This is a genomic window from Ferruginibacter profundus (assembly GCF_054783275.1).
Map to the genome: position 1 here is coordinate 1,304,403 of NZ_BAAGQW010000002.1, position 25,665 is coordinate 1,330,067.

Genomic DNA, 25,665 nt, shown 5'->3' on the forward strand with positions numbered 1-25,665 from the left:
AGGAATCCGGAACTTTCAACATATAGACATTTGAGACATTTATGGTTTGCTACCAGGGCATTTGGATTTTCAATGTGCCTGTTTGGTGAAATGGCACTCAAAACCAATCATTTTACAAAAACCCGGATAGGACGTATATTTGCCGCCAATTCACATAAATTATAATACCAAAATAATGTACAGAACTCATACCTGTGGCGAATTAAGGCTCACCGACGTAAAAACAACCGTAACCCTGGCCGGATGGGTGCAAACCGTAAGAAAATTCGGCAGCATCACTTTTGTGGACCTGAGAGACCGTTACGGCATTACCCAATTGTTATTTTCTGAAGCGCTGAACGGCGAGCTGGATGCCAATCCGTTGGGTAGGGAATTTGTATTGCAGGTAAATGGTACCGTGAATGAACGCAGCAGTAAAAACGCCAATATCCCAACCGGTGATATTGAGATCAACGTGGTTTCTTTTAAAATATTGAATAAATCGGCTGTACCGCCATTTTCCATCCAGGATGATACCGATGGTGGTGATGAACTAAGGATGAAATATCGTTTTCTTGACCTGAGAAGAAATATTGTAAAGAAAAATTTAGAACTGCGTTATGCTGTAGGCCGCAGTGCCAGGAATTATCTGCACGAAAATAATTTCCTGGATATTGAAACGCCTTTCTTAATTAAAAGTACGCCTGAAGGCGCAAGGGATTTTGTGGTGCCGTCAAGGATGAACAGCGGTCAGTTTTATGCACTACCCCAATCGCCACAAACTTTTAAACAATTATTAATGGTGAGCGGGTACGATCGTTACTACCAGATCGTAAAATGTTTCCGTGATGAAGACTTACGTGCCGACAGGCAACCGGAGTTTACACAAATAGATTGTGAAATGTGTTTTGTAGAACAGGAAGACATACTGCAGACTTTTGAAGGTTTGGTAAAACGCATTTTTAAAGATGTAAAGAATATCGATTATACCGAAACGATACAACGCATGACCTGGGAAGAAGCAATGTGGAATTACGGTAATGATAAACCGGATATCCGTTTTGATATTTCTATCTGCAATTTAAAATTCCCTGCGCATACTTTTCCAACCAAAGTAAGCCAATCTGCATTAATTGATGGTGCCGGCTTTGGTGTATTTGATGATGCTGAAACGGTGGTGACTATTGCTGTACCTGGTTGCAGCGAATACACCCGCAAGCAAACCGATGAGCTAACGGAGTGGGTTAAACGACCTCAGATTGGCATGAAGGGTTTGGTGTTTATTAAATGTAATGCAGATGGTACTTTTAAGAGCAGCGTAGATAAATTTTATACCGAGGAAAAACTAAAAGCTATTGCTGCTGCTGCCAATGCAAAAGCAGGCGACCTGGTTTTAATTTTAGCAGGTGCAGAAGAGAGAACAAGAAAAGCCATCAGTGACCTGAGAATGTACATGGCTGATAAACTGGGATTGCGCAAACCAACCGATTTTAAATTATTATGGGTATTAGACTTTCCGCTGTTTGAATATGATGAAGAAGGAAACCGCTGGGTTGCCCGTCACCATCCGTTCACTTCTCCTAAGCCAACACAGATTGCAGAGATGATCAACAACAATCCTGTAATTGAAAATGCAGCTGAATATTTAAAGCATCCGTATGCCAATATCAAGGCCAATGCTTATGATATGGTGTTGAACGGCAATGAAATTGGCGGTGGTTCTATCCGTATCTTCCAGAGAGAATTGCAGGAAAAAATGTTTGCTGCATTAGGAATGGACGCAGCGGAGCAACAACATAAATTTGGATTCTTACTCGGCGCATTTGAATATGGCGCTCCGCCGCATGGGGGTATTGCCTTTGGCTTCGACAGGTTGTGTTCTATTTTAGGCGGCAGCGAAAGCATCCGTGATTTTATTGCCTTCCCTAAAAATAACAGCGGCCGTGATGTAATGATTGATGCACCGAGTACTATTGATGCCAAACAATTTGAAGAGTTACAGATAAAGCTGGATTTGAAAGCGTAGAACACGGATGACTGGATTTAATGGATAAACACAGCTTTTGTATGTAAAATACAAACCGAATATTGTTACCAATTCATAAAGTGCTATGCTACACCGGCATGGCACTTTTAATTTCTCCAGGTATTTACTAAGTTGCCTTAATCACTGAAAACAAAGAAACACCAGGCTTCACTTAATCGATTTCTTCTTATCTTTTCATTATCAAAAAATTGAACTTTAAAAATGAAAAGCAGGAAACTATTTGAACTGAATTATGTTTTCAACTGTGCTTTACTTTTAACTTTTGCCGGATATGGAATATTTGTGAATCTTAATTCAAACTATAATGCTGATGAGTTTTTATTTATTTACGTATTCCCGGGTTTGTTTTTCATATTAATTGTTGCAGCATTTAGTTTTGCCTGTTACACTTTAAACAAAGTGGTTAAAACTGGCCTGCAATTTTTAAAAAGAGCAGGTATTTCCGGAACAGTTTGCTGTATATTTTTCAACATTTTATCATTTTTCCTGATAATAGAAGCTATTGACCTGGTCAACAATTATTTTAAATACAGGTTTAGCACCACCTCCAGGGAAATATTTTTTATCTGTTATATTTTTTCTTTATGGTCACTGCAATTTATTTAAGCATCAGCTACCGGATCATAAAAAGAAAGTTTAAAGCTCATATAATAAAAATGGTATCAGCATCAGGCAATACAGCCGAAAATTAAATTTGCAAATGAAAATATTCAGGATACTTAATTTTGTTCATATTGCTGCTACTGTAGTCCTATTCAGCTATACCTTTTATTATAATCCCATCCCTTATACCGATACGCCTGCTTTTATGGCTGTTGTTTTAATACCCTTATTAATTGTTGTCAATTGTATCAGTAATATTAAACTGATCCAAAAACATTCACATAAGGAATCAATGAGCCTGGGCGGAAAAATATTTTTCTGGCTTCTTTATACTCTTTTTATTGCTTTAACTGCACTCCTGGTATTCGCAGCCTACAAAAGTTATATCTCTTATACAGAATATGCTGAGAAAGGGTTTACAATTTCTTTTCCATTTAAAGTGAGAAACATTTTTTTATTCACCGAGGTTTTAAATGGAATCTATATCAGCTTTTATCAATTCTATTTTTTCTTTTTGGTAAAAAGGAATTCAAAATCCCGGCTGGAGTCCTTAGTAAACGAAATCGGGGAACCTGAAAAATTCAAACCTTAATACTATCAGCCTTCCTGCACCGGAATTCAGTATAGTTTTTGTACTTTCATAACACTATTCTTACTATCTTTTCGCAATCAAAAAAACTGAATTATGAAATTCCATAAACTGCTGTTGTTTGTTGTATTCATTTCGTTTTTTATTTCCTGTAAAAAATCTGATGACGGTAATACAGGAGGAGGCGGAACCAGCCCCACTACAGCGCAAACTTTTTTAGATGTAACCTATGGTACAGATGCTGCGCAAAAAATGGATGTGTACCTGCCCGCCAACCGGAGTGTGGCCAACACCAAAGTAATTATCCTGATACACGGCGGCGCCTGGAGTGGTGGTGATAAAAAAGATTACAGCACTTTGCAATTTGGTATGGTGATCACCGATACATTAAAAACACGTTTTCCTGGTTATGCCATATTCAATATCAACTATCGTTTATCTACCGGCACCACCAATCTTTTTCCGTCGCAGGAAAATGATATAAAGGCTGCGGTGCAATTTATTTACGATCATGCTGCAGATTATTTCATCAGTAATAAATATGTTTTTATTGGTGAAAGTGCCGGCGCACACCTGGGCATGTTACAGGGTTATAAATACAATACGCCTTTAAAACCCAAAGCCATTGTATCTTTATTCGGCCCCAGCGATTTAACCGACATGTATAACAATCCTGTTGGCCCCAACCCTACCTTAGCACAATTGGTTTTGGCACAAACAATCGGGGCAACGCCTACCACCAATGCGGCCTTGTATACCAGTTCCAGCCCTGTGAATTTTATTGGTGCAGGTTCACCGCCTACAATTTTACTGCATGGCAGCAACGACCCGTTGGTAAACCCTTCGCAATCTGTAGCAGTGCAAACCAAATTAACTACTGCTGGTGTAGCCAATCAATATGTATTATATCCCGGCAAAGGCCATGGCGATGATTGGGGTGATGCTGTTTATAAAGATGCGTTTAATAAGATACAGGCTTTTATTATTGCAAATGTGCCATAAAATATTTTTCATGAAAAAATTATTCCCTACCGTATTCCTTTGCATCGCTTTTTTTACAGGTTGTAAAAAAGAAACAGCTGAGAGACATTGCTGGCAACTGATAGACTCAAATGGCAACGACCTTAATGCAGTTTGCGACAAAACTGAAGCAGAGCTGCTGGACTGTGTAAAAAATAATACCTGTGGCAGTTATTTTAACGGCAGCAGTATTACCAACTGTAATTATTATATATCAGATGGCAACAGGTTTTGCTGGAAAATTAATAATAGTTATTACAGGGATCTTACAGAAAGCGAGGCCAGTTTATATGCAAGGTGTTTCTTTGGCAATGCAAGCCCAATTAAGGTAGATTGCAGCTTTGCCTGCCAACGATGGTACCACAGGGAGAAAAAAACATTCAAACCAACAGCTACTATTACCTATTCCTTTGTAACGCTGGAGAATTTTTGTGGCGATACCGTATCTACGCTATACCAGGGAAGGCAAATAATACGGAAAGATGATACCGATTCTTTAATTGTCATTCAATTTAGCAATAACGGCTCCAACTGGTAAATGTGCCGGCATCCGAACCCGGTAAAAACTTCCGGTGCAAATGATCTGTTACATAAAAATAGTCACCCGTTTTTATGGTAAATTTGTTTTATGAATCTTCCTCCCCTCGCCGAACGTTTGCGCCCCACATCACTGGATGAATTAACCGGACAACAACACCTTACCGGCAAGGGAAGCATTTTGCGAAAAGCTATTGAAGCTGGCAAAGTGCCCAGCATGATTTTATGGGGGCCACCGGGTGTGGGCAAAACCACTATTGCCAATATTATTGCCAACACATTACAGGTGCCGTTTTATACATTGAGCGCTATCAGCAGCGGTGTAAAAGAAGTACGTGAAGTAATTGAACTGGCAAAAAAACAAAACAGTGTAATTTTATTCATTGATGAGATCCATCGTTTTAATAAAGGCCAGCAGGATGCATTATTAGGTGCAGTTGAAAAAGGTATTATCACTCTTATTGGCGCAACCACAGAAAACCCTTCTTTTGAAGTGAACAGCGCATTGCTCAGCAGAACACAAGTGTATATTTTAAAAGCACTGGATGAAAAAGACCTCGTTGCCTTATTGCATCATGCCATTACAGAAGATACAATTTTAAAAACAAAAAAAATTGAGCTGAAAGAAACGGAAGCACTCATCAATATTTCCGGTGGCGATGCAAGAAAATTATTAAATCTTTTAGAATTAGTTACCGATACTTTAGGTGACAATGCAATAATTACTGACGATGCGGTAATGGAAATTGCACAGCAGCGCATTGCCTTGTATGATAAAAAAGGTGAGCAGCACTATGATATCATTTCGGCTTTTATAAAATCTATTCGTGGCAGTGACCCTAATGCTGCGGTATATTATTTAGCAAGAATGATTGCAGGAGGAGAAGATGTAAAATTCATTGCACGCCGCATGCTGATATTGGCGAGTGAAGATATTGGCAATGCCAACGCCAATGCCTTACTGTTGGCCAATGCCACATTTGATGCGGTAAACAAAATTGGTTATCCCGAAAGCCAGTTGATATTGGCGCAATGTGCCATTTACCTGGCGTCAAGTGCCAAAAGTAATTCTGCCACTGTTGCCATTGGCGCTGCCATGGCGGCTGTACAACAACAGGGTGATCTTTCTGTTCCCCTGCACATCCGCAATGCGCCTACCCAACTGATGAAGAAAGAAGGGTATGGAAAAGGCTATGAATATGCCCATAATTACGACAATAATTTTTCGCCGCAGGAATATTTGCCTGATGAAATAAAAGGCACGGCTTTTTATAATCCCGGTGCCAATGCCCGTGAAGACGAACTAAGAAAGTTTTTAAAAACTTTATGGAAAAACAAATACGGCTATTAATGCAATACACTTACTTTGTGCCGATGAAGCATGTAAAGATCCTGTTTATTTTCCTTTTGTTGTTGCCCGCCCTGCACACCGTGGCACAAACCGATGCTGTGCCTGTATTTAAAGGTGCAATTAAAGCCAACCGGGAGAAATTGTATAATAGCATCATCAAAAATTCTATCACCCAAAATTTATCTTTACCATTATCTGATAGTACCGAAGCAGATTGGGAAGATGCTTTTTCTGCAATGGAATTAATTAATTACAGGCAACCCTGGGTGAATGAGAAAATTAAAACAGCATTTACTGGAATAGAAAAAAGGAGTGCAGAGTTTCAAAGGGCATTAATGGAATTGGTATATACCAATTACACTACCGAATTTAAAAGCAATATAAATTCCTTATTCTCAAAAACCACCTATGCAAAAGTATTTGCCATGTGTACAGAATATTTACTGCGGGCTGATAAGTCAAGAAATAATATTGAGAGCATCGCATCAATTGTGTACAATAAAAATCCGGAAGATTTTGATAATGCAGAAATGGCGTCGGAAATTCAATTTGAAATATTATGGCCCATTATGCAACTGGCAGAAAAGGAAAGTAGTAAAATAAAATTAAAGCCGGCAGTATTACTGAATAATAATTTTTTGAAAAATAATATTGTGGTGTACAGCATACAGAGGAAAAACCGGAATTACCCGGGACTGGTTGTGGTTAGAGACAAGAATGGAAAATTCATCCGTGATGATACAGGGATTATTTTTTCTGTACCGCAATTAGCAAGAAGCATTACCAATATGCCCGGCTATTTAACCAATGGCAATACACCACAAGGTATATTTCGCATGTATGGATTTGCAGTGAGTAAAAGTCCGGCACTGGGCCCGACAGAAAACCTGCAACTTACCATGCCTTTTGAAACTACAGTACAGCATTTTTTAAAAGACAGTTCAATTACGGATACAGTATGGACACCTGAATTATATGAACGGCTGCTACCTGCCGGTTTAAAAAAATATCATCCCATCTTCGGAACGTTTTATGCCAGTGCCATTGGCCGTACCGAAATCATTGCACACGGCACAACGGTAGATCCGGAGTATTACAAAGGACAAACTTATTATCCTTATACACCCACAGCAGGATGTTTAGCCACCAAAGAAATATGGAGTGCCATTGATGGCAAACGAACAATAAGTGATCAGCAGAAATTAGTGGATGCCATTAAAAAAGCCGGTGGCGCCGATGGTTATATAATTGTATTTGAAATTGATGACCAGCAAAAGCCGGTGAGTATAAATGAAGTGTTGCCCTATTTAAAAGCCAGGCAATGATGCTGCAAGGAAGCCAGGTTTTTAAAATCTCACTTCCTTTTATCTGCCTTATATAAAACCACGAAAATGAAAAAAGATATTGCATCAAGAGCGGATATTGAAACATTGATAATTTCCTTTTATGAAAAAGTAAAACAGGATGCAACTATTGGTTTTATTTTTACCGATGTAGTGAAAATTGATTGGGCACATCATATTCCGGTGATCGTTGATTTTTGGGAAAGCATTTTATTAGATAACCCGGTGTATAAAAAGAATGCGATGGAAATGCATTACGACCTCAATAAAAAAATCCCCCTGCAAAAAGAACATTTTGAAAGCTGGATGCAATTGTTTGCAGCTACAATAGATGAATTATTTGAAGGTAAAATTGCAACAGCAGCAAAAGTAAGGGCCCAATCCATTGCAGGTGTAATGTTGTTTAAAATGAGTAATGCGAATAACAATCATTCTATATTATAAATGCAGTCCTGGCCGTACAAGACACCAGCCAGGGGAAAAAATAAATATTGCCAAAGGCGAATTTGAACTATGGAATTAGAGTGGAAGCTGAAAAAATTTGAGGCGCTCAGTAATAGAGAGCTTTACGCTATTTTACAATTACGCAACGAGGTATTTGTAGTAGAACAAAACTGCCCTTACCAGGATGCCGATAATAAGGACCAGGAAAGTTTACACTTTATGGGCTGGGATGGTAACACCCTTGCAGCCTATACACGTATAATTCCGCAGGGAATTTCCTATACCGAAGCCAGTATCGGACGTGTTGTTACGAGCCCGGGATACCGTGGCAGCGGTGCCGGCAAACAATTGATGGAATTGAGCATACAGCATACATTGAAACAATTCAACTGCACCCGGATAAAGATCGGCGCCCAGCTGTACTTAAAAAAATTTTACGAAGACCTTGGCTTTGTACAATGCAGCGGGCAATATCTTGAAGATAATATTCCCCATATTGAGATGTTGTTATCAAAATAATTTTTACCAAAAACAATATTTAACAAAACCTTCCGTTTATGTTGAGTAGTGCCGTAATTTTTAATTTGTGACCAGGGTTTGTAGCTGACTTACACACTGCAATTATTATCCAATTTCTGTAGAAAACACTAAATCTGAATATCTGATGAAACCAAGTTTACCCAAATTTGCTGGTAAAGCCTTGCTGCTTTTTATGGTCTGCTTTTCTCTCATAAGCAAATCAAACGCCCAGGCATTTATTTTTGGCAACGAAAAAATTAAATGGGAAGTAGGCGTAAATTTTGGCCCCAGTTTCTTCCTTGGCGATTTAGGTGGTAATGCCGGAAAGGGTACCAACAACCTGAAAGATCTCAACTTCGAATTTACTAAATTAATGAAGGGTGCATACATCACCATGTATCCGAATAAATGGGTAGGCTTAAGATTAGCCGCCAGCCTTACTTATCTTGAAGGTGACGATGCTACCATTAACACCAACGGTATTAATGAACTATGGCGTAAACAACGTAACCTCGATTTCAGAACCAATGTAACTGAAGTAAATGGTTCTATTGAAGTTTTCCCCACCATGATGTTTGCTGCTGATCCCGATAACGAACCAAGGTTAAGGCCTTATGGTTTAATAGGAGCCGGTGTATATCATTTTAATCCGCAAGGTTCTATTAAAGCATCTAATGGTGATAAAACCTGGTACTATCTACATCCTTTGCGCACCGAAGGTGAAGGCATGGCTGAGTATCCTTACAGCAAGCCTTACAGTTTAACTCAACTGAATGTTTTATACGGTGGCGGTTTAAAATATTATTTATCTGACCGGGTAAATATTGGTGCTGAATTTTTGTACCGCAAAACATTTACAGATTATCTTGATGATGTGAGCAAGAAATATATTGATCCCAAGAACTTTGCTAAATACTTACCATCACAAACAGCTTCTTTAGCTACCAAATTAAGTGATAAAGCCATCGGTATCATTTATCCCGGTATGACAAGATACCCTGAGGGAACACAGCGTGGTGACCTGAAAAATGCAGATACTTATTTTTCAGTAGTATTTAAAGTAGGATTCAGACTGGGCCCTATTTACGAAAGTTCTTTTGCAAGAAGGGCTGCAAGACAAACAAGGTGTCCGTCAGTTTATTAATAGTAATAGTTTAGTTTAGTTTATCAATATCCATAAAAACCAATATTATGAACAACAATCTACACATCAACCCGGTAACATTAAAAGCGGCATTTGTATTAGCCACCTGTATGTTTTTGATTTTACACTATATAAAATTTTAACCCATTAACGATTATGTAGTACAAAGTGATACAACAGAAGTCAACCCCCGAGGAACCGAGGAACTTATTTAAGTGCCTTGCTACCCCTGAAACCACAATCTTACGATTTCGTTACTATCCTTTGAACTAATTTGTCTGTGTTTGTAAGCAGTTTCTTATAAAAGATTCATCCTTTGCAGGGTGAATTTTTTATTTTACAGGAACACTGATAACACAGGTTGAACGGATGGTTACGGATTGTTTATGCTGCTTTGCTGAATAAACTGAATTACTTCGGCAATTGAGTGTTTTGCAAAACAGCATTATCGGGGCTATCCATTTGCAGCGTGAATTATTTAGTGGTATAAGCTGCTGAGCCCAAAAGGAAATCATTTAAAATCCTGCTTATCTTTTTCATCCGTGATTTACTCATCTTCCGGATCAAAATTAGAAAAGAGATCATTGGGGTTAAATGGCTCATCATCCTCGGCAAATGTGGAAGGGTCATTAAACAAGTGCCATTCATCAGGCAGGTCTTTTTCCTTATCAATAGAATTTACCCAGTTAATAAATATTTTTCTGAAAGCTTCTATTTCATTTCTTATGACATCAATATATTGCTGCTCTATTCCATGAAATTCCTTACAGGCCCAGAGTTGCTCTCTTAACTGGCACATATTCACTTTAATGATCACGGCATTCTCCATCATCAAACTGTAATATTCCATTGCCATAGCGCCCTGTATTTTTGCAGGCACCAGGTACGCATTCTGCATTATAAGATGTTTGGTAGCAGCCGGGTCATCATCATCTTCATCAGGCAACATATCACTCATTGTTTGCGCCAGGTTTAAGATGTCAATACTTTTCCTGTACAATTCTTTGCCGTACTGCTTTACCGGTTTCCAGTTTTCGCTTTTATCTTCATTATCATAGTCATCATCATGATAATTGAAGAAGCGCCCGATATTTTCATCGCTCATAATAAATATAAATTAGAGATCACTCAGCAGTTCTTTCACAACCCCGTCAGCGGTTGCAAACCCTGACGGCGGTTGTGAAGCCCGACGGCGGTTGTAAAGCCTCACGAAATTTTATTTTAATTCTGCCTGTAAAAATTTTCCTGTAAAACTTTCTTTTACTTTAACCAAACCTTCAGGCACTCCTTCAAACAATACTCTTCCACCGCCATCGCCACCTTCGGGCCCGATATCAATAATATGATCGGCAACTTTTATCACATCCATATTATGTTCTATTACAAGCACAGTATTGCCCCTGTCTACCAATTTATACAGCACCACTAATAAATGCTGTATATCCTGGAAATGTAAACCCGTTGTAGGTTCATCTAAAATATAAAATGTTTTACCGGTATCTTTTTTTCCTAACTCGGTAGATAATTTTACACGTTGTGCTTCACCTCCACTTAATGTTACAGCACTTTGTCCTAATGTGATATAACCCAGGCCAACTTCCTGCAACACTTTTATTTTGCGGTAAATATAAGGCACCGCCTGGAAAAATTCCACAGCTTCATCCACCGTCATATCCAGCACATCGCTGATGCTTTTTCCTTTGTAACGGATCTCTAATGTTTCCCTGTTGTACCTCCTGCCATTGCATTTTTCGCAATGCACATATACGTCAGGTAAAAAATTCATTTCTATCACCCTCATGCCACCGCCTTCACACACATCGCATCTTCCTGTTTTTACATTAAAAGAAAAACGGCCTGCATTATAACCACGGATCTTTGCTTCGGGTACGGCAGCAAATAAAGTTCTGATATCAGTAAAAAAACCACAGTAGGTTGCAGGATTACTTCTTGGCGTACGGCCAATGGGCGACTGGTCAATTTCAATAACTTTATCTATCTGCTCCATCCCTTTAATATTTTTATAGGGCAATGGATTGGCTTTGCTGTTGTAACAAAATTTATTCAGCAGCGGGTATAATGTTTCATTGATCAATGTTGATTTACCACTACCGCTTACACCGGTTACCACAATTAATTTTCCCAGGGGAAATTTCACGGAAACATTTTGCAGGTTGTTGCCACTTACGCCTGTAAGCTCAATAAATTTTCCGTTTCCGTTTCTTCTTTCTTTTGGTACGGCAATACTTTTTTTACCATTTAAATATTGTGCGGTATCAGAGTTAGATTTTAAAACAAATGCAGGTGTGCCTTCTGTAACAATTTCTCCGCCATGCTTGCCGGCCTTGGGGCCAATGTCTACTAAATAATCTGCAGCCAGCATAATATCTTTATCATGCTCCACCACTAAAACACTGTTACCAATATCACGTAAATTCTGCAGTGCTGTAATTAATCGTTGGTTATCTCTCTGGTGCAAACCAATACTCGGCTCATCTAAAATATACGTGATGCCCTGCAACTGGCTGCCAATTTGAGTAGCTAAACGAATACGCTGACTTTCGCCACCACTCAGTGTTCTGGAAGGACGGCCAACAGTGAGATACGTTAATCCCACATCCAATAAAAATTGTAAGCGCTCTCTTATTTCTTTCAATACATCTTTTGCAATGGAGTTTTGTTTTTTACTCAACCGCAATTCAAGCCCGTCGAACCATGCTGCCAGGTTATCTAAATTCATCGCACTCAGTTCTGCAATATTTCTTTCGTCTATTTTAAACCAAAGGCTTTCTTTTTTTAAACGGGTACCATTACAGGTAGTGCAGTCTGATAACTGCATATATTTTTCCACCCATGCCCTTAATGCTTCGTTGCTATTGGGTGATGAGAACCAACGTTTCAACATTGGTATAATACCTTCATAACTGCCGGTATATTCCAATGGCACTGTATCATCACTCAGGTCGAGATTCAGGTCACCATTAATTCCCTGGTCGCCGTACAACAACAGATCAACCTGCGGTTGCGGCAGGTCTTTTAAAGGTTTCTCTAAATTAATTTTATGTTTTTTTGCAAAAGCAACTACCTGCTGAAATACACTGGCTTCTCTTTCTTCACCCAAAGGAACAATAGCACCGTCTTTTACGCTTTTGCTTTTATCCGGCAACACTTCATCCATATCAATCGTATACACATTACCCAATCCTTTGCAGGTTGGGCATGCACCATAAGGACTGTTGAATGAAAATGCATTGGGTGATGGCTCTTCGTAACTGATACCGGTATCGATACACATCAGTTGTTTACTGAACTGTACAATTTTATCATTGCCTTCTACCAGTAAAAACAGCAGGTCTTTACCCAGCTGCAAGGTTTTTTGTACACTCTGGCTTAACCGTACTCTCATATCATCATTCACGGGCAACCTGTCCACCACTAATTCTATATCATGAATTTTATAACGGTCAACCTGCATTTTAGGCACCAGGTCTTTTACTTCTCCATCTACCCTTACTTTTAAAAATCCTTTTTTTCTTACTTCTTCAAACAATTCCCTGTAATGTCCTTTTCTGCCCCTTACCAATGGTGCCAGCAAACTGATCTTTTTATTTTCATAACGATCAAAAATGGCGGTCACAATTTCTTCTTCACTAAACTTCACCATTTTTTTTCCGGTGTTGTAACTATACGCCTCTCCCACTCTTGCATATAAGAGGCGCAGGAAATCATAAATTTCAGTAACCGTACCAACAGTGCTGCGTGGATTTTTGTTGGTGGTTTTTTGTTCAATGGAAATTACCGGCGATAAGCCTGTGATCTTATCCACATCTGGCCTTTCCATATCGCCTACAAATTGCCTGGCATAAGCGCCAAAGCTTTCCATATACCGGCGTTGTCCTTCGTTATAAATAGTATCGAATGCCAATGATGATTTACCGCTGCCACTAAGGCCGGTAAAAACCACCAGTTGATTTTTAGGGATCTTAATATCAATATTCTTGAGGTTGTGTTCCCTGGCTCCAAATACTTCAATAAAATCGTTGTTGCTGATTGCTTCCGTAGCGGAAGCCTTTTTTACTTTACCCATTTGTACTTACTTGTTGTAAAGATAAACAAAAACTAAAGTATTTAGTTCTGCAATATTTGTTTTATTAGTTCGCCGGTGAAATATTCTTTTCATTTTGGCATAATTTGCGTCCTCAACACAAGCCCATGCTATTTAATTTATTTGGAAAGAAAGACGACAGCGCACCGGAAAGTATTTTTACCGATAAGACCTACATGACCACTGCAGCAAAGATCAATGCCTGCATGGCATTGGCAAAAGCACAACCCGATACTTTATTTATCTGCTGGTTTAACGAAACGCTTAAAAATTTCAGGGCTGCTTTTGTACAACAGGGCCTGGATGAAACGAAAGTGATTGATGCCAGGCAAATACACAGCGCCCTGCTGCAAAATAAAACACCGGTTTTTACAGAGCATTATCCTTTACATAATAAAGAAATCGCTTTGGTTGAACATTGGCCTTTGCAAAAAATTGTGGTGTACAGCGCCATGGATGAGCCCTTGTTTAAACACCTGGGCAGCGAAAAAATGATACCGATGATGAAATTGCTGGGCATGAAGGAAGACGAAGTGATTGAGCATTCGCTGGTTACAAAATCTATCATCAAGGGGCAGGCAAAAATTGCTGCTGCAGTTACGTTGGAGCAACCGGCCAATTCGCAGGAAGAATGGCTGGATCGTAATTTTAAAAACCCGGCCTGATAAAAACCAATACCACAAAGGATTTCAGGCTTCTTTACATTTATTTTACATTTTTTATTTGGAAGTTTCATTCTTGTGATTATATCTTTGCACCAGTTCTTTAAACATCTCTTATCAAGAAAGGCAGAGGGTAATGGCCCGATGAAGCCTTGACAACCAGTCCCGCAATAGCGGGAAAAAGGTGCCAATTCCACCCCGATAACCATCGGGACAGATAAGTCAGATTAACAGCCTTAAATACTTCATTAAAAAATATTAAAAGCTCATCTGATTTACGGATGAGCTTTTTTGTTTTTAGCAACCCCGGCAGCGGCTATCAGCCCTGGCGGCGGTTGCTAAAACTCCACTCTCTTGACAATTGTGTTCATCAACTAATTAACCAGTTAACAAATAAACTAATTAACAAAGAAAGTATGTCAACAAATCAATTAAACATCGGCCTGTTTGGCTTTGGCGTGGTAGGAAAAGGTTTATACGATGTACTACACAGCACGCCAACATTACAATCTTCTATAAAAAGGATCTGCATTAAAAATGCCGGTAAAAAAAGAAGTATTGCTGCAGAAAATTTTACCACCGATGCAGCTGTTCTATTGAATGATACCAACATCAATGTAATTGTGGAATTGATTGATGATGCAGATGCGGCATTTGAAATTGTAAAGACAGCATTGCAAAATGGCAAGGCTGTAGTAAGCGCCAATAAAAAAATGATCGCTGAACATTTTGAAGAACTATTGGCATTGCAGGAAAAACACAATACCCCGTTTTTGTACGAAGCTTCCTGCTGCGCCAGTATGCCCATCATACGCAACCTGGAAGAGTATTATGATAACGACCTGTTGCAATCGATAAGAGGCATCATCAATGGCTCTACTAATTTTATACTGAGTAAAATTTTTGATGAGCAACTGGAATTCAATGCGGCCCTGCTTTTAGCTCAGCAACTGGGTTTTGCAGAAAGCAATCCTAAATTAGACATCGGTGGTTTTGATGCCGCCAATAAATTAGCTATCCTGTTAGCGCATTCCTTTGGGGTGGTGGCAAAAACCAATGCATTTATTTTTAATGGCATCGAAAATATTTCATTAAATGATGCAGTTGTAGCCAAAGAAAAACATTACGCCATTAAATTAGTAGCCAATGCACAAAAATTAGCCAATGGCAAACTGGCGGCATTTGTATTACCGCAATTTGTTGCCGAAACAGATGATTTATTCCATGTAAAAAATGAATTTAATGCTGTAACAACAGAAAGTACATTTTCTGATAAACATTTCTTTAAGGGCAAAGGCGCCGGTGCTTTTCCTACAGCTTCTGCGGTATTGAGCGATATTTCTGCGTTGCGTTACGATTATAAATATGAATATAAAAAGATACACCACCAGACCGATACTGTTTTAAGCAATGATTTTTATCTAAAAGTGTTTGTAAGTGTAGATGATATTGCCAGGCTGAACAAAGAAGGGTTTGAATGGATAGAGGAATGGCACAATGAATTTAATTTCAGTTGGTTAACCGGCATTATACATGCAGATAAATTGTTCAGTACCGATTGGTGGAAACAGCCAGGTGTTTCGCTGATCCTTTATCCCGATGCCATTATTGAAAATATTGATTATAGGAAAATAAGCAAACGCAGCCTTGAACTGGCGGGTGTGGTATAATATTTCATTCGGTGAATACACCAACCAGGTTGATCCTCCCCGGCCGGTGTATTCACCGGCCGGAATGCATAGCTTGCTTATTTTTAGGCGACAAACTATTAAATTGGCAACGTTATCATAAATAATGTTCACGGATTTTCAACAGTTTTACTACTGTTTATTAATATTTTTCTAAAATTAGTGTGGCAGGCAAATTTTTACGATCAGTTTAAAACTTATCCATTATCTTTGTCTACCAATTATATAGACTTTAAATGCTATGCTCTATATCCCTCACATAATGTGTATGTGCAAATGTTGCACTGTAATGGTTTACCGTTGTTAAATCATACTGTAATCAATCACGCCAACTTTAATCATGTTTTAGAAAATGTCACTTACACAAAAAAATATTATATCTCAATTACTCTACCAGCTTAGTGGACTAAGCACGGCAGAATTCATTCAATTACTTACAGCGCAATTTCCGGGGCAGGTAACCTTTTCTTCCAGTTTTAGTTATGAGGACCAGGTGGTGACGCATGAAATACTCAGCAATAATTTACCGGTAAAAATTTTCACTTTAGATACAGGCCGCTTATTTGCAGAAACCTATTCTGTATGGAACAGTACTAATGAAAAATACCAGACTAAAATCCAGGCTTATTATCCACAGGCAAATACTTTACAGGAATTTGTAGCAGCCAAAGGGCCGAATTCGTTTTATGAATCGGTTGACAACAGGAAACAATGCTGCTTTATAAGAAAAGTAGAGCCATTGAAAAGGGCTTTGGCTGGTAATGCCATCTGGATAACCGGTTTACGTGCCGAACATTCAGCAGACAGAACCAATTTACCCATCATTGAATGGGATGAGGCCAACCAGATCATTAAATACCATCCTATATTACATTGGACAACAGAAGAAGTAAAAGCGCATATCAGCAAAAATCATATCCCTTATAATCCTTTACATGATAAAGGCTTTGTAAGCATTGGTTGTGCTCCATGTACAAGAGCCATCAAGCCAGGCGAAGATTTCAGGGCGGGCCGCTGGTGGTGGGAAGATGCCGATAAAAAAGAATGCGGCCTGCATGTGCATGAAGAAATAAAGATCAATAGTTAAAAATTTTTTAAACAGCAGTCTACTAAATCGATAGACTAATAAATTATGAGTAAACACACATTAAATTATTTAGAGCAATTAGAAGCAGAGAGTATCCACATCTTCAGAGAAGTGGCGGCGCAGTTTGAAAGGCCGGCTTTATTGTTCAGTGGTGGTAAGGATTCTATCACTTTAGTACAATTGGCAAAAAAAGCATTTGCTCCCGGAAAAATCCCTTTCCCGTTAGTACATATAGATACCGGGCATAATTTCCCCGAAGCATTGGCTTACAGGGATTGGCTGGCCAATGAAGTAGGCGCTACATTAATTGTACGCAAAGTAGAAGATACCATTAAAGCAAAAAATTTAACTGAACCTAAAGGGAAATTTGCCAGCCGTAACTGGTTGCAGACTTACACTTTATTAGATACCATTGAGGAGTTTGGTTTTGATGCCTGCATTGGTGGTGCAAGACGTGATGAAGAAAAAGCAAGGGCCAAAGAAAGAATATTTTCTGTAAGAGATGAATTTGGCCAATGGGATCCAAAATTACAAAGGCCTGAGTTGTGGAATATCTTCAATGGTAAAATTCACAAAGGAGAAAACGTAAGGGTATTCCCCATCAGCAACTGGACTGAATTGGATGTATGGAATTATATCCGTGCCGAAGAAATTTCTTTACCTTCTATTTACTTTACTCACGAACGTGAAGTGATTGAGCACGAAGGCCAATTGATCGCTGTTTCGCCATTCATCAGAATTGATGACACCGATGTAATTGTAAAAAAGCAAGTACGCTACAGAACCGTTGGTGATATGACCTGTACTGCTGCCGTAGAAAGTTTGGCCGCTACTTTAGAGGAAGTGGTGAATGAAATTAAAATTACCCGTATCAGCGAAAGAGGCGAAACAAGAATTGATGATAAGGTAACTGAGGCAGCAATGGAAGACAGGAAGAAAGGGGGGTATTTTTAGACCATGAGGCGTGAGTGGTGAATCGTGAATGGAGTGCAAGGGTGGGTCACTCCATAAAGAGTGGCTCACCCGGTTAAAAATAAGAGTTTAGCCAAAATAAAAAATACAACTAATTAAAGGCAACAATGCCTGAAACAAAAAAAATAAAATTGCGATGGATATTTTAAGATTTATAACCGCAGGAAGTGTTGATGATGGCAAGAGTACATTAATTGGCCGTTTATTATACGACAGCAAAAGCATTTTAGCTGATCACCTGGAAGCGATTGAAAAGAGCACCAAGAACAAAGAGAATGGTGAAATTGACCTGGCTTTATTAACCGATGGATTAAGAGCAGAAAGAGAGCAGGGCATAACGATCGATGTGGCTTACCGTTATTTTTCTACCGATAAAAGAAAATTCATTATTGCTGATGCCCCCGGCCATGTACAATACACCCGTAACATGATCACCGGTGCAAGCAATGTTGAACTGGCTATCGTATTAATTGATGCCAGGCATGGAGTGGTGGAACAAACACGCCGCCATAGTATCATCTCTTCTTTGTTGGGTATTCCGCATGTGGTGGTTGCAGTTAATAAAATTGACCTCGTAAATTATTCGCAGGATGTGTACAACAACATAGTAATTGAATACAGCAAACTGGCACAGCAATTAGGTATTGAAAATGTAACCTACTTTCCCCTGAGCGCATTGAATGGAGATAATATTGTAGAGAAATCATTACAAACGCCCTGGTACGAAGGCAAACCCTTATTGGAATTTTTAGAAGAAGTGGAAATAAAGAATGCGGTGAACCATACCGATACAAGGTTCCAGGTGCAATATGTTATTCGTCCGCAAACAGAAGCATTGCATGATTACAGGGGTTATGCAGGAAAGATCACGAGTGGTATTTATAAAAAAGGCGATAAAGTAAAAGTATTGCCTGCAGGTATTGAAACCACCATCGATAAAATTGAAATTGCCGGCGTAGAAGTGGAAGAAGCATTTGCACCGCAAAGTGTAACACTTTTATTAACTGATGATATTGACATCAGCCGTGGTGATGCCATCATTAAAACATCTGAAGCCATTGAAGCAACTAACGAAGCAGAAGTATTGTTTTGCTGGTTAGGCGATAAACCTTTACAAAACGGCAATAAATATTTATTGCAGCACAACAACCGCAGCGTGAGAGCGGTAATTAAAAACCTGGAATACAAAATAGATGTGAACAGTTTAAACCATATCGAAGATGTACAACAGGTAAAACTGAATGAAATAGTGAAAGCATCAATAAAAACGGCAGCACCACTGGTGTTTGACAGTTACAAAAAGAACCGCAGCAACGGCGCTGCCATATTAATTGACGAAACCAGCAATGCCACTGTAGCGGCGGTTTTATTTCAATAATGATTTTTATGGAACAACAATTTTATACATCGATAGTCAATTTTAAAAAACAACAAGGTTGTTCTTTTCCTGATGCTTCAGGCGCAAAGATCTTTGTAAATAAATTATTTGAGGCCTTATTCATCTGTAAAAGTGAAGCCGATAATAATGAATTTGAAATTCAGTCGCAATTAAAAAAACTGGAAAGCCAGTTGCAATTCTTATTGTTCCCGGTATTGCACAGCAGCAGTAATAGCGAAACGCAAACCGCTACTTTTTTTTCCACCATACCGCAGCTCTATCAAAAATTATTGCTGGATGCTACAGCTATTTTTGAAGCTGACCCGGCCGCAAAAAATATTGATGAAGTACTGATCGCCTATCCCGGTTTTTTTGCCATAGCAGCACATCGCATTGCCCACCAGTTGCACCAGCAGAAAATTCCTTTGCTGCCACGTATCATCAGTGAATATGCACATAGTAAAACAGGCATCGATATTCATCCTGCGGCCACCATTGGCGAATCTTTTTCTATTGATCATGGTACCGGTATTGTAATTGGCGAAACCACCACAATCGGCAATCACGTAAAAATATTCCAGGGTGTTACATTGGGTGCATTAACGGTACAAAAAGAAAAGGCCAGCGAAAAAAGGCATCCCACTATACAGGATAATGTGGTCATCTATTCCAATGCTACCATACTAGGTGGCGAAACAATTGTGGGTCATGATAGTGTGATTGGAGGAAACGTTTGGTTAACAGAACCTGTGCAACCCTTCTCTATTGTTTTTCAACAATCGGAAATTACCATAAGAGATAAAAAAACATTTACAGAACCATATAATTATTTTATTTAAACATAACACATGAAAGCAAATAGTATTTTAGAAACGATAGGTAATACACCGCATGTAAAGATCAACCGCTTGTTTGGCAACAATCACGAAGTATGGATCAAATTAGAAAAAAACAATCCCGGTGCCAGCATTAAAGACCGTATTGCATTGGCCATGATTGAAGATGCAGAACAAAAAGGCTTATTAAATAAAGACAGTGTGATCATTGAACCTACCAGCGGCAATACCGGAATTGGACTGGCATTAGTGGCAGCAGTAAAAGGTTACAAAATAATTTTAGTAATGCCCGAAAGCATGAGTATCGAAAGGCGGCGACTGATGAGTTTGTATGGTGCTGAATTTGTTTTAACACCAAGGGAAAAAGGTATGAAAGGTGCCATTGAAAAAGCCAATGAATTAGCGGCTGAAAATAAAAATGCCTGGGTACCACAACAATTTGATAACCCGGCTAACAGCGAGATACACCGCAAGACAACAGCCCTGGAAATATTAAATGATTTTCCCGGAGGTTTGGATTATATCATCACCGGAGTTGGTACCGGCGGGCATATCACCGGCGTGGCAGAAGTATTAAAAGCAAAATGGCCAAACCTGAAAGTGTTTGCAGTAGAACCGGAATTATCGCCTGTATTAAGTGGCGGAGCACCATCACCGCATCCATTGCAAGGTATTGGTGCAGGATTTGTGCCTTCTATATTAAACACTAAAATTTTAGATGGTATTATACAGGTAGGCAAAGATGAAGCGTACAGCTATGCGCAACGCATTGCAAAAGAAGAGGGGATTTTTGTAGGTGTATCAACCGGAGCTTCTTTAGCTGCTGTTGCAAAAAAACTAAAAGATATCCCTGCCGGCTCAAAAGTGCTGACGTTTAATTATGATACCGGGGAAAGATATTTGAGTATTGAGGGACTATACTAATTATATTTCGCTTAAAAAATGACAGAAACTAACCACCATACCGGCAAAGTAATTTTAGCTGCTGCAGGTTGCGGCGATCCTGAATTAATAACTGTAAAAGCAGCCCGCTACTTACAGCAGGCAGATATTGTTTTAACAGACAGGTTGGTGAGTGAAGAAATTTTAAAAACATACGTTAAGCCCGGTATAGAAATTATTTATGTAGGTAAGCAATATAATAAAGATGCTTCTGTGCAGCAGCAGGAAATTAACCAGCTGCTTTTAAAATATGCTTTGCAAAATAAATTTGTGGTAAGGTTAAAAGGCGGCGATGTTTCTTTCTTCAGTAATATCCTGGATGAGCTGCAGATTTTAGCAGAGAATAATATTCCCTTTGAAATTATACCCGGCGTAACTGCAGCATCAGGTGCTGCATCTTACGCAGGTATACCATTAACGGCAAGAGGCTATGCTACATCAGTGCGCTTTCTTACTTCTTACAGAAAAGAAATTGTAACCGATGCATACTGGAAAGAACTGGCTGAGACAAAAGACACCCTGGTTTTTTATATGAGTAGCGAAACACTTGATAACGTGGTGCACCATTTAACAGCGCATAAAATTGATGCAGCTAAACTACTGGCGGTAATTGAACAAGGCACTACGCCTATGCAAAATGTTTCTGTTTGTAATTTATATAACTATGATAACACTTTAAAAGGGAAAACATTTGCATCTCCTGCATTGGTGGTCATAGGAAAAGTGGTGGCATTGCACCGGCAATTTGCCTGGCATAAAAGCAATCATACTGATGAACTTTACTTTAAACCTGTTAGTTAAAAAATAAATTATTGTATAATGCTGGCTGATGTAAAATTGAAAGTACTGGAAGAACTGATCAAAAATTCAAACAACGAGGAGTTGATCTGGATGAATGGTTATTTGAATGGTATTGTAAAAAATACAATAGCATCTGTGGAACCGGCAGCAGCTGTTACCGGAGGTGCCACCAAAAAAATTACCATTGTATATGGTACGGAAACCGGCAATTCAAAAAAACTGGCCACTGAATTTGCTGCAAAAGCAAAACAAAATCATGTGCATGCTAAAGTAATTGGTATGGACCAATACCGCTTAACGGATCTTACCAAAGAAGAATATTTACTGGCGGTTATCAGTACACATGGCGAAGGCGAACCACCTGCTGCTGCAAAAAAATTTTACGACCATATACACAACAACGGATTTAAATTAGAAAAACTGCAATACGGTGTACTGGCATTAGGGGATACCTCCTACCCTCTGTTTTGCAAAACCGGTGAAGATGTGGATGAACAATTGAACAAGCTTGGTGGCAGCCGCATTGTGCCCTTACAAAAATGCGACGTGGAATATGATGATGAAGCTAATAACTGGATCAATACGGTTTTAAAAAATATAACAGCGCCTGAAAAAGAAACCGCTGCAGTTGTTGCTGCTCCTGCAGTGGCACCTGCTGCAAAAAAAGGCAAACAAACTTATAGCGGCAAAGTATTAACGGCTATCAATTTAAACGACAGGGGTTCTAATAAAGAAACATACCATATAGAAATTGAAGCACCTGGTTTGGAATATCAGTGCGGCGATTCTATCGGTATACTTGCCGAAAATGATTCGCAACTGGTAACTGATATTATCGCCACTGCAAATGTGGATGGTAATAAATCGCTGGAATTTAAAAAAGAAAAATTTACGGTGTATGAATTATTGAAGAGAAAGATCAATATCGTTCACCTCACCGAAAGATTAGTGCTGTTATATGCTACCGCAACCGGTCATGCAATTCCTGCCGGCAGGTATGATTTACTGGACCTGTTAAAACAATATCCTGTAAAAAATGCGGCGCAATTTGAAGAGATATTGGTTACGCTGAATGCCATCTCTCCAAGATTATACACCATCGCATCGTCTCCCGCAGCACACGAGGGCGAAGTACATATTGTTGTGGTAAAAGATACTTACTACGTAAATGATAAAAAAAGATTTGGCCTGTGTTCTGATTATTTAAGCAGGCTTAAGATAAATAGTACACAACAGTTTTTTGTACAACCTAATAAACGGTTCCGTTTACCAGCAGAAAATAAAGATATTATCATGGTGGGGCCCGGTACAGGTATTGCAGCCTTCCGTTCGTTTTTAGCAGAGCGTGATGCCACCGGTGCTACAGGCAGAAACTGGTTGTTCTTTGGTGAACAATATTTCGCTTCCGACTTTTTGTACCAGACAGAAATACAAAACTGGTTTGAGACCGGCGTATTGAATAAAGTGAATCTGGCTTTCAGCAGAGATCAGAAAGAAAAAATCTATGTACAGCACAAAATGCTGGAGCATGGCGAAACATTATACGAATGGCTGAATGGTGGTGCCTCATTTTTTGTATGCGGTAAAAAACACCCGATGAGTACCGATGTTGAAAATACATTACTGCAGATCATTCAGCAGCATGGCAATAAAACAGAAGCAGAAGCAAAAAAATATTTAGAGCATATGGAGGAACAGGGAAGGTATGAGAAGGATGTGTATTAAAAACCCCGTCCGACACCTGAAGGGGGAACTGATTGTGGAGGAGCTGTAGCGTAGGGTGGGTCACTCCTTAATGAGTGGCTCACCCGGCAAAAGGAAAAAAAAGCCATTGCTCATAAAGCTGGCACACTACAAAATTTCGAACCGGTAGAGTCAATCTATAAAGAGTGACCCTCCCGTTCAAAATAAATTAAACCGAAGTTTTACAATAATGTCAGGAAAAAATAATTTATCCGCAATTGAAAAAATAAAAGTGAATAGTGACGGACTGCGGGGCACTATCAAAGAAAGTTTGACCGATGAAATTACCGGTGCTATTCGTGAAGACGACCAGGCAGTGATAAAATTTCATGGCATGTACCAGCAAGACGACCGTGACAGAAGGGAAGAACGGGCAGAAAAAAAATTAGACCGCTTGTATTCTTTTATGATCCGTTTAAGATTACCTGGTGGCGCCGTCAGTGCAAAAAAATGGATCGCCGCCAATGAAATTGCCAATGACAATTCTACCGGTGTCATAAAAATTACTACCCGGCAAACCATACAATTGCATGGGATTGTAAAATCAAAAATAAAACCTACCATCACTGCATTTAACCAAGCCAATTTAGACTCTATTGCTACCTGCGGTGATATCAATCGTAATGTAACCTGTGCATCGCATCCCGTACAATCGCCTTTGCATGCAGAGATATTTGCGTATGCCGGTAAGATCAGTGATCTGCTGTTTCCAAAAACAAAAGCGTATTACGAAATATGGATCGATGATGAAAAGGTTGCCGATAAAAATGAAGAGATAGATCCCTTATACCAGGATAGGTATTTACCGAGAAAATTTAAAATCGGCATTGGTATTCCACCTAACAATGAAGTGGATGTTTTAATAAACGACCTGGCATTAATTGCAATAATTGAAGAAGGACAATTGAAAGGATTTAATATCGCTATTGGTGGCGGTTTATCTGCCACACATGGTAATGCAGAAACGTACCCGAGACTGGCAACAGTAATTGGCTTTGCGGATACCGAAGAAAAAATATTAAAAACTATTTATGAAGTAGTAACGGTACAAAGAGATTTTGGTAACCGCAGTGATAGAAAATTAGCCCGGTTAAAATATACTGTTGATAAATTAGGTGTAGAAAAATATAAAGAAGAAGTGGAAAAAAGAACGGGCTTTCAACTGGAACCGGCAAGGCCATTTACTTTTGAGGAACGTAAAGATTTTTATGGCTGGCAGAAAGCGCCCAACGGATTATGGTATTATACTTTGTTTGTAGAAAACGGCAGGGTACTGGATGATGAAAAACTGGCGATGAAAACGGCATTGCTGGAAATTGCAAAAACAGACCAATGTAATTTCCTGTTTACATCTAGCCAGAATATTATTATCAGTGATGTGGCAGATGAGAATAAAGAAAGTATCAATACCATCCTGCAAAAATTCAAATTGCCCGAGCATACAGAAAGTGCTTCGTTGCTCCGCAAAAATTCCATTGCCTGTGTGGCATTGCCTACCTGCCCGCTGGCATTGGCAGAAGCACAACGTTATCTACCGGAACTGATCAGTAAAATTGAACCTTTACTGGATAAACATGAATTAAGCAATGAAGATATTATTTTACGCATGACCGGTTGCCCCAATGGTTGTGGCAGAAGCGCTGCGGCAGAAATTGGATTTATTGGCACGGCTCCCGGAAAATACAACCTGCATTTGGGTGGTGATAACCAGGGCGAACGTTTGAATAAATTATATAAAGAAAACCTGGAAGAGCCGGCCATATTAGCCGAGCTGGATGGTTTATTTGCTGCGTATAAAAAAGAACGAAATACCAAAGAAAAATTCGGCGACTTTGCTGTAAGAAAAGCATTGGTATAGCTGAAATATGATATTGT

21 protein-coding genes and 1 riboswitch are annotated in these 25,665 nt (G+C 39.1%); of the genes, 19 read left to right on the forward strand and 2 right to left on the reverse strand.

Going from position 1 to position 25,665, the window contains the following annotated elements; genetic code table 11:
- The first annotated feature begins 175 nt into the window (after positions 1–175).
- The 9 genes from aspS (at position 176) to ACYVM0_RS15740 (ending at position 9,576) form a co-directional block, all read left to right on the forward strand.
- Complete coding sequence (gene aspS, locus ACYVM0_RS15700; protein ID WP_460558359.1) at positions 176–2,005, forward strand: aspartate--tRNA ligase family protein; 1,830 nt, start codon at positions 176–178, stop codon at positions 2,003–2,005.
- Positions 2,006–2,227: 222 nt separating this feature from the next.
- Positions 2,228–2,632, forward strand: coding sequence for a hypothetical protein (locus ACYVM0_RS15705; protein WP_460558361.1), 405 nt, complete (start codon positions 2,228–2,230; stop codon positions 2,630–2,632).
- Between the two features lie 682 nt (positions 2,633–3,314).
- Positions 3,315–4,220, forward strand: a complete 906-nt coding sequence (locus tag ACYVM0_RS15710) for an alpha/beta hydrolase fold domain-containing protein (protein ID WP_460558363.1) — start codon at positions 3,315–3,317, stop codon at positions 4,218–4,220.
- Between the two features lie 10 nt (positions 4,221–4,230).
- Positions 4,231–4,776, forward strand: coding sequence for a hypothetical protein (locus ACYVM0_RS15715; protein WP_460558365.1), 546 nt, complete (start codon positions 4,231–4,233; stop codon positions 4,774–4,776).
- 90 nt (positions 4,777–4,866) lie between these two features.
- Positions 4,867–6,126: a replication-associated recombination protein A gene (locus tag ACYVM0_RS15720; protein ID WP_460558367.1), complete on the forward strand. Its 1,260-nt coding sequence runs from the start codon at positions 4,867–4,869 to the stop codon at positions 6,124–6,126.
- A complete protein-coding gene (locus ACYVM0_RS15725) occupies positions 6,102–7,451 on the forward strand; it encodes a hypothetical protein (RefSeq protein ID WP_460558369.1) in 1,350 nt (449 codons plus the stop codon). Before ACYVM0_RS15720 ends, ACYVM0_RS15725 begins: the two co-directional genes overlap by 25 nt.
- A gap of 66 nt (positions 7,452–7,517) precedes the next feature.
- Entirely contained in the window at positions 7,518–7,913 is a 396-nt protein-coding gene (locus ACYVM0_RS15730; RefSeq protein WP_460558371.1) for a group III truncated hemoglobin, read from the forward strand.
- Positions 7,914–7,982: 69 nt separating this feature from the next.
- Positions 7,983–8,432 carry a GNAT family N-acetyltransferase gene (locus ACYVM0_RS15735; protein WP_460558373.1) on the forward strand — a complete coding sequence of 150 codons (450 nt, stop codon included), beginning with the start codon at positions 7,983–7,985 and terminating at the stop codon, positions 8,430–8,432.
- Positions 8,433–8,577: 145 nt separating this feature from the next.
- On the forward strand, positions 8,578–9,576 hold the full coding sequence (locus tag ACYVM0_RS15740) for a hypothetical protein (protein ID WP_460558376.1): 999 nt from the start codon (positions 8,578–8,580) through the stop codon (positions 9,574–9,576).
- Between the two features lie 547 nt (positions 9,577–10,123).
- Here the strand turns inward: ACYVM0_RS15740 and ACYVM0_RS15745 are convergent.
- Positions 10,124–10,681: a hypothetical protein gene (locus tag ACYVM0_RS15745; protein ID WP_460558378.1), complete on the reverse strand. Its 558-nt coding sequence runs from the start codon at positions 10,679–10,681 to the stop codon at positions 10,124–10,126.
- Between the two features lie 111 nt (positions 10,682–10,792).
- Positions 10,793–13,663, reverse strand: coding sequence for an excinuclease ABC subunit UvrA (uvrA, locus tag ACYVM0_RS15750; protein ID WP_460558380.1), 2,871 nt, complete (start codon positions 13,661–13,663; stop codon positions 10,793–10,795).
- A 125-nt stretch (positions 13,664–13,788) separates the two neighbouring features.
- Here uvrA and ACYVM0_RS15755 point away from each other — a divergent pair, with 125 nt between their 5' ends.
- The 10 genes from ACYVM0_RS15755 to ACYVM0_RS15800 all read left to right on the forward strand — a co-directional run bounded on the left by ACYVM0_RS15755 (position 13,789) and on the right by ACYVM0_RS15800 (position 25,648).
- Complete coding sequence (locus tag ACYVM0_RS15755; protein WP_460558382.1) at positions 13,789–14,346, forward strand: hypothetical protein; 558 nt, start codon at positions 13,789–13,791, stop codon at positions 14,344–14,346.
- A 108-nt stretch (positions 14,347–14,454) separates the two neighbouring features.
- Positions 14,455–14,567: riboswitch (SAM riboswitch) on the forward strand.
- A 192-nt stretch (positions 14,568–14,759) separates the two neighbouring features.
- Positions 14,760–16,013 carry a homoserine dehydrogenase gene (locus ACYVM0_RS15760; protein WP_460558384.1) on the forward strand — a complete coding sequence of 418 codons (1,254 nt, stop codon included), beginning with the start codon at positions 14,760–14,762 and terminating at the stop codon, positions 16,011–16,013.
- Positions 16,014–16,383: 370 nt separating this feature from the next.
- On the forward strand, positions 16,384–17,118 hold the full coding sequence (locus ACYVM0_RS15765) for a phosphoadenosine phosphosulfate reductase family protein (protein ID WP_460558386.1): 735 nt from the start codon (positions 16,384–16,386) through the stop codon (positions 17,116–17,118).
- Positions 17,119–17,163: 45 nt separating this feature from the next.
- Positions 17,164–18,072 (forward strand): sulfate adenylyltransferase subunit CysD, encoded by a 909-nt coding sequence (cysD, locus tag ACYVM0_RS15770; RefSeq protein ID WP_460558388.1) that lies wholly within the window; start codon positions 17,164–17,166, stop codon positions 18,070–18,072.
- 154 nt (positions 18,073–18,226) lie between these two features.
- Complete coding sequence (locus tag ACYVM0_RS15775; RefSeq protein ID WP_460558390.1) at positions 18,227–19,468, forward strand: sulfate adenylyltransferase subunit 1; 1,242 nt, start codon at positions 18,227–18,229, stop codon at positions 19,466–19,468.
- An 8-nt stretch (positions 19,469–19,476) separates the two neighbouring features.
- On the forward strand, positions 19,477–20,307 hold the full coding sequence (locus ACYVM0_RS15780) for a serine O-acetyltransferase (protein ID WP_460558392.1): 831 nt from the start codon (positions 19,477–19,479) through the stop codon (positions 20,305–20,307).
- 9 nt (positions 20,308–20,316) lie between these two features.
- Positions 20,317–21,228 carry a PLP-dependent cysteine synthase family protein gene (gene cysK, locus ACYVM0_RS15785; RefSeq protein WP_460558394.1) on the forward strand — a complete coding sequence of 304 codons (912 nt, stop codon included), beginning with the start codon at positions 20,317–20,319 and terminating at the stop codon, positions 21,226–21,228.
- 18 nt (positions 21,229–21,246) lie between these two features.
- A complete protein-coding gene (gene cobA, locus ACYVM0_RS15790) occupies positions 21,247–22,047 on the forward strand; it encodes a uroporphyrinogen-III C-methyltransferase (protein ID WP_460558396.1) in 801 nt (266 codons plus the stop codon).
- A gap of 18 nt (positions 22,048–22,065) precedes the next feature.
- Positions 22,066–23,772, forward strand: coding sequence for a diflavin oxidoreductase (locus ACYVM0_RS15795; RefSeq protein ID WP_460558398.1), 1,707 nt, complete (start codon positions 22,066–22,068; stop codon positions 23,770–23,772).
- A gap of 208 nt (positions 23,773–23,980) precedes the next feature.
- Positions 23,981–25,648: an assimilatory sulfite reductase (NADPH) hemoprotein subunit gene (locus tag ACYVM0_RS15800; protein ID WP_460558400.1), complete on the forward strand. Its 1,668-nt coding sequence runs from the start codon at positions 23,981–23,983 to the stop codon at positions 25,646–25,648.
- Positions 25,649–25,665 lie beyond the last annotated feature (17 nt).

What these genes read in the sequence shown, in the direction of transcription:
- aspS (WP_460558359.1), top strand. Translation starts at nt 176, where the DNA reads ATGTACAGAACTCATACCTGTGGCGAATTAAGGCTCACCGACGTAAAA.
- ACYVM0_RS15705 (WP_460558361.1), top strand. Translation starts at nt 2,228, where the DNA reads ATGAAAAGCAGGAAACTATTTGAACTGAATTATGTTTTCAACTGTGCT.
- ACYVM0_RS15710 (WP_460558363.1), top strand. Translation starts at nt 3,315, where the DNA reads ATGAAATTCCATAAACTGCTGTTGTTTGTTGTATTCATTTCGTTTTTT.
- ACYVM0_RS15715 (WP_460558365.1), top strand. Translation starts at nt 4,231, where the DNA reads ATGAAAAAATTATTCCCTACCGTATTCCTTTGCATCGCTTTTTTTACA.
- ACYVM0_RS15720 (WP_460558367.1), top strand. Translation starts at nt 4,867, where the DNA reads ATGAATCTTCCTCCCCTCGCCGAACGTTTGCGCCCCACATCACTGGAT.
- ACYVM0_RS15725 (WP_460558369.1), top strand. Translation starts at nt 6,102, where the DNA reads ATGGAAAAACAAATACGGCTATTAATGCAATACACTTACTTTGTGCCG.
- ACYVM0_RS15730 (WP_460558371.1), top strand. Translation starts at nt 7,518, where the DNA reads ATGAAAAAAGATATTGCATCAAGAGCGGATATTGAAACATTGATAATT.
- ACYVM0_RS15735 (WP_460558373.1), top strand. Translation starts at nt 7,983, where the DNA reads ATGGAATTAGAGTGGAAGCTGAAAAAATTTGAGGCGCTCAGTAATAGA.
- ACYVM0_RS15740 (WP_460558376.1), top strand. Translation starts at nt 8,578, where the DNA reads ATGAAACCAAGTTTACCCAAATTTGCTGGTAAAGCCTTGCTGCTTTTT.
- ACYVM0_RS15745 (WP_460558378.1), bottom strand. Translation starts at nt 10,681, where the DNA reads ATGAGCGATGAAAATATCGGGCGCTTCTTCAATTATCATGATGATGAC.
- uvrA (WP_460558380.1), bottom strand. Translation starts at nt 13,663, where the DNA reads ATGGGTAAAGTAAAAAAGGCTTCCGCTACGGAAGCAATCAGCAACAAC.
- ACYVM0_RS15755 (WP_460558382.1), top strand. Translation starts at nt 13,789, where the DNA reads ATGCTATTTAATTTATTTGGAAAGAAAGACGACAGCGCACCGGAAAGT.
- ACYVM0_RS15760 (WP_460558384.1), top strand. Translation starts at nt 14,760, where the DNA reads ATGTCAACAAATCAATTAAACATCGGCCTGTTTGGCTTTGGCGTGGTA.
- ACYVM0_RS15765 (WP_460558386.1), top strand. Translation starts at nt 16,384, where the DNA reads ATGTCACTTACACAAAAAAATATTATATCTCAATTACTCTACCAGCTT.
- cysD (WP_460558388.1), top strand. Translation starts at nt 17,164, where the DNA reads ATGAGTAAACACACATTAAATTATTTAGAGCAATTAGAAGCAGAGAGT.
- ACYVM0_RS15775 (WP_460558390.1), top strand. Translation starts at nt 18,227, where the DNA reads ATGGATATTTTAAGATTTATAACCGCAGGAAGTGTTGATGATGGCAAG.
- ACYVM0_RS15780 (WP_460558392.1), top strand. Translation starts at nt 19,477, where the DNA reads ATGGAACAACAATTTTATACATCGATAGTCAATTTTAAAAAACAACAA.
- cysK (WP_460558394.1), top strand. Translation starts at nt 20,317, where the DNA reads ATGAAAGCAAATAGTATTTTAGAAACGATAGGTAATACACCGCATGTA.
- cobA (WP_460558396.1), top strand. Translation starts at nt 21,247, where the DNA reads ATGACAGAAACTAACCACCATACCGGCAAAGTAATTTTAGCTGCTGCA.
- ACYVM0_RS15795 (WP_460558398.1), top strand. Translation starts at nt 22,066, where the DNA reads ATGCTGGCTGATGTAAAATTGAAAGTACTGGAAGAACTGATCAAAAAT.
- ACYVM0_RS15800 (WP_460558400.1), top strand. Translation starts at nt 23,981, where the DNA reads ATGTCAGGAAAAAATAATTTATCCGCAATTGAAAAAATAAAAGTGAAT.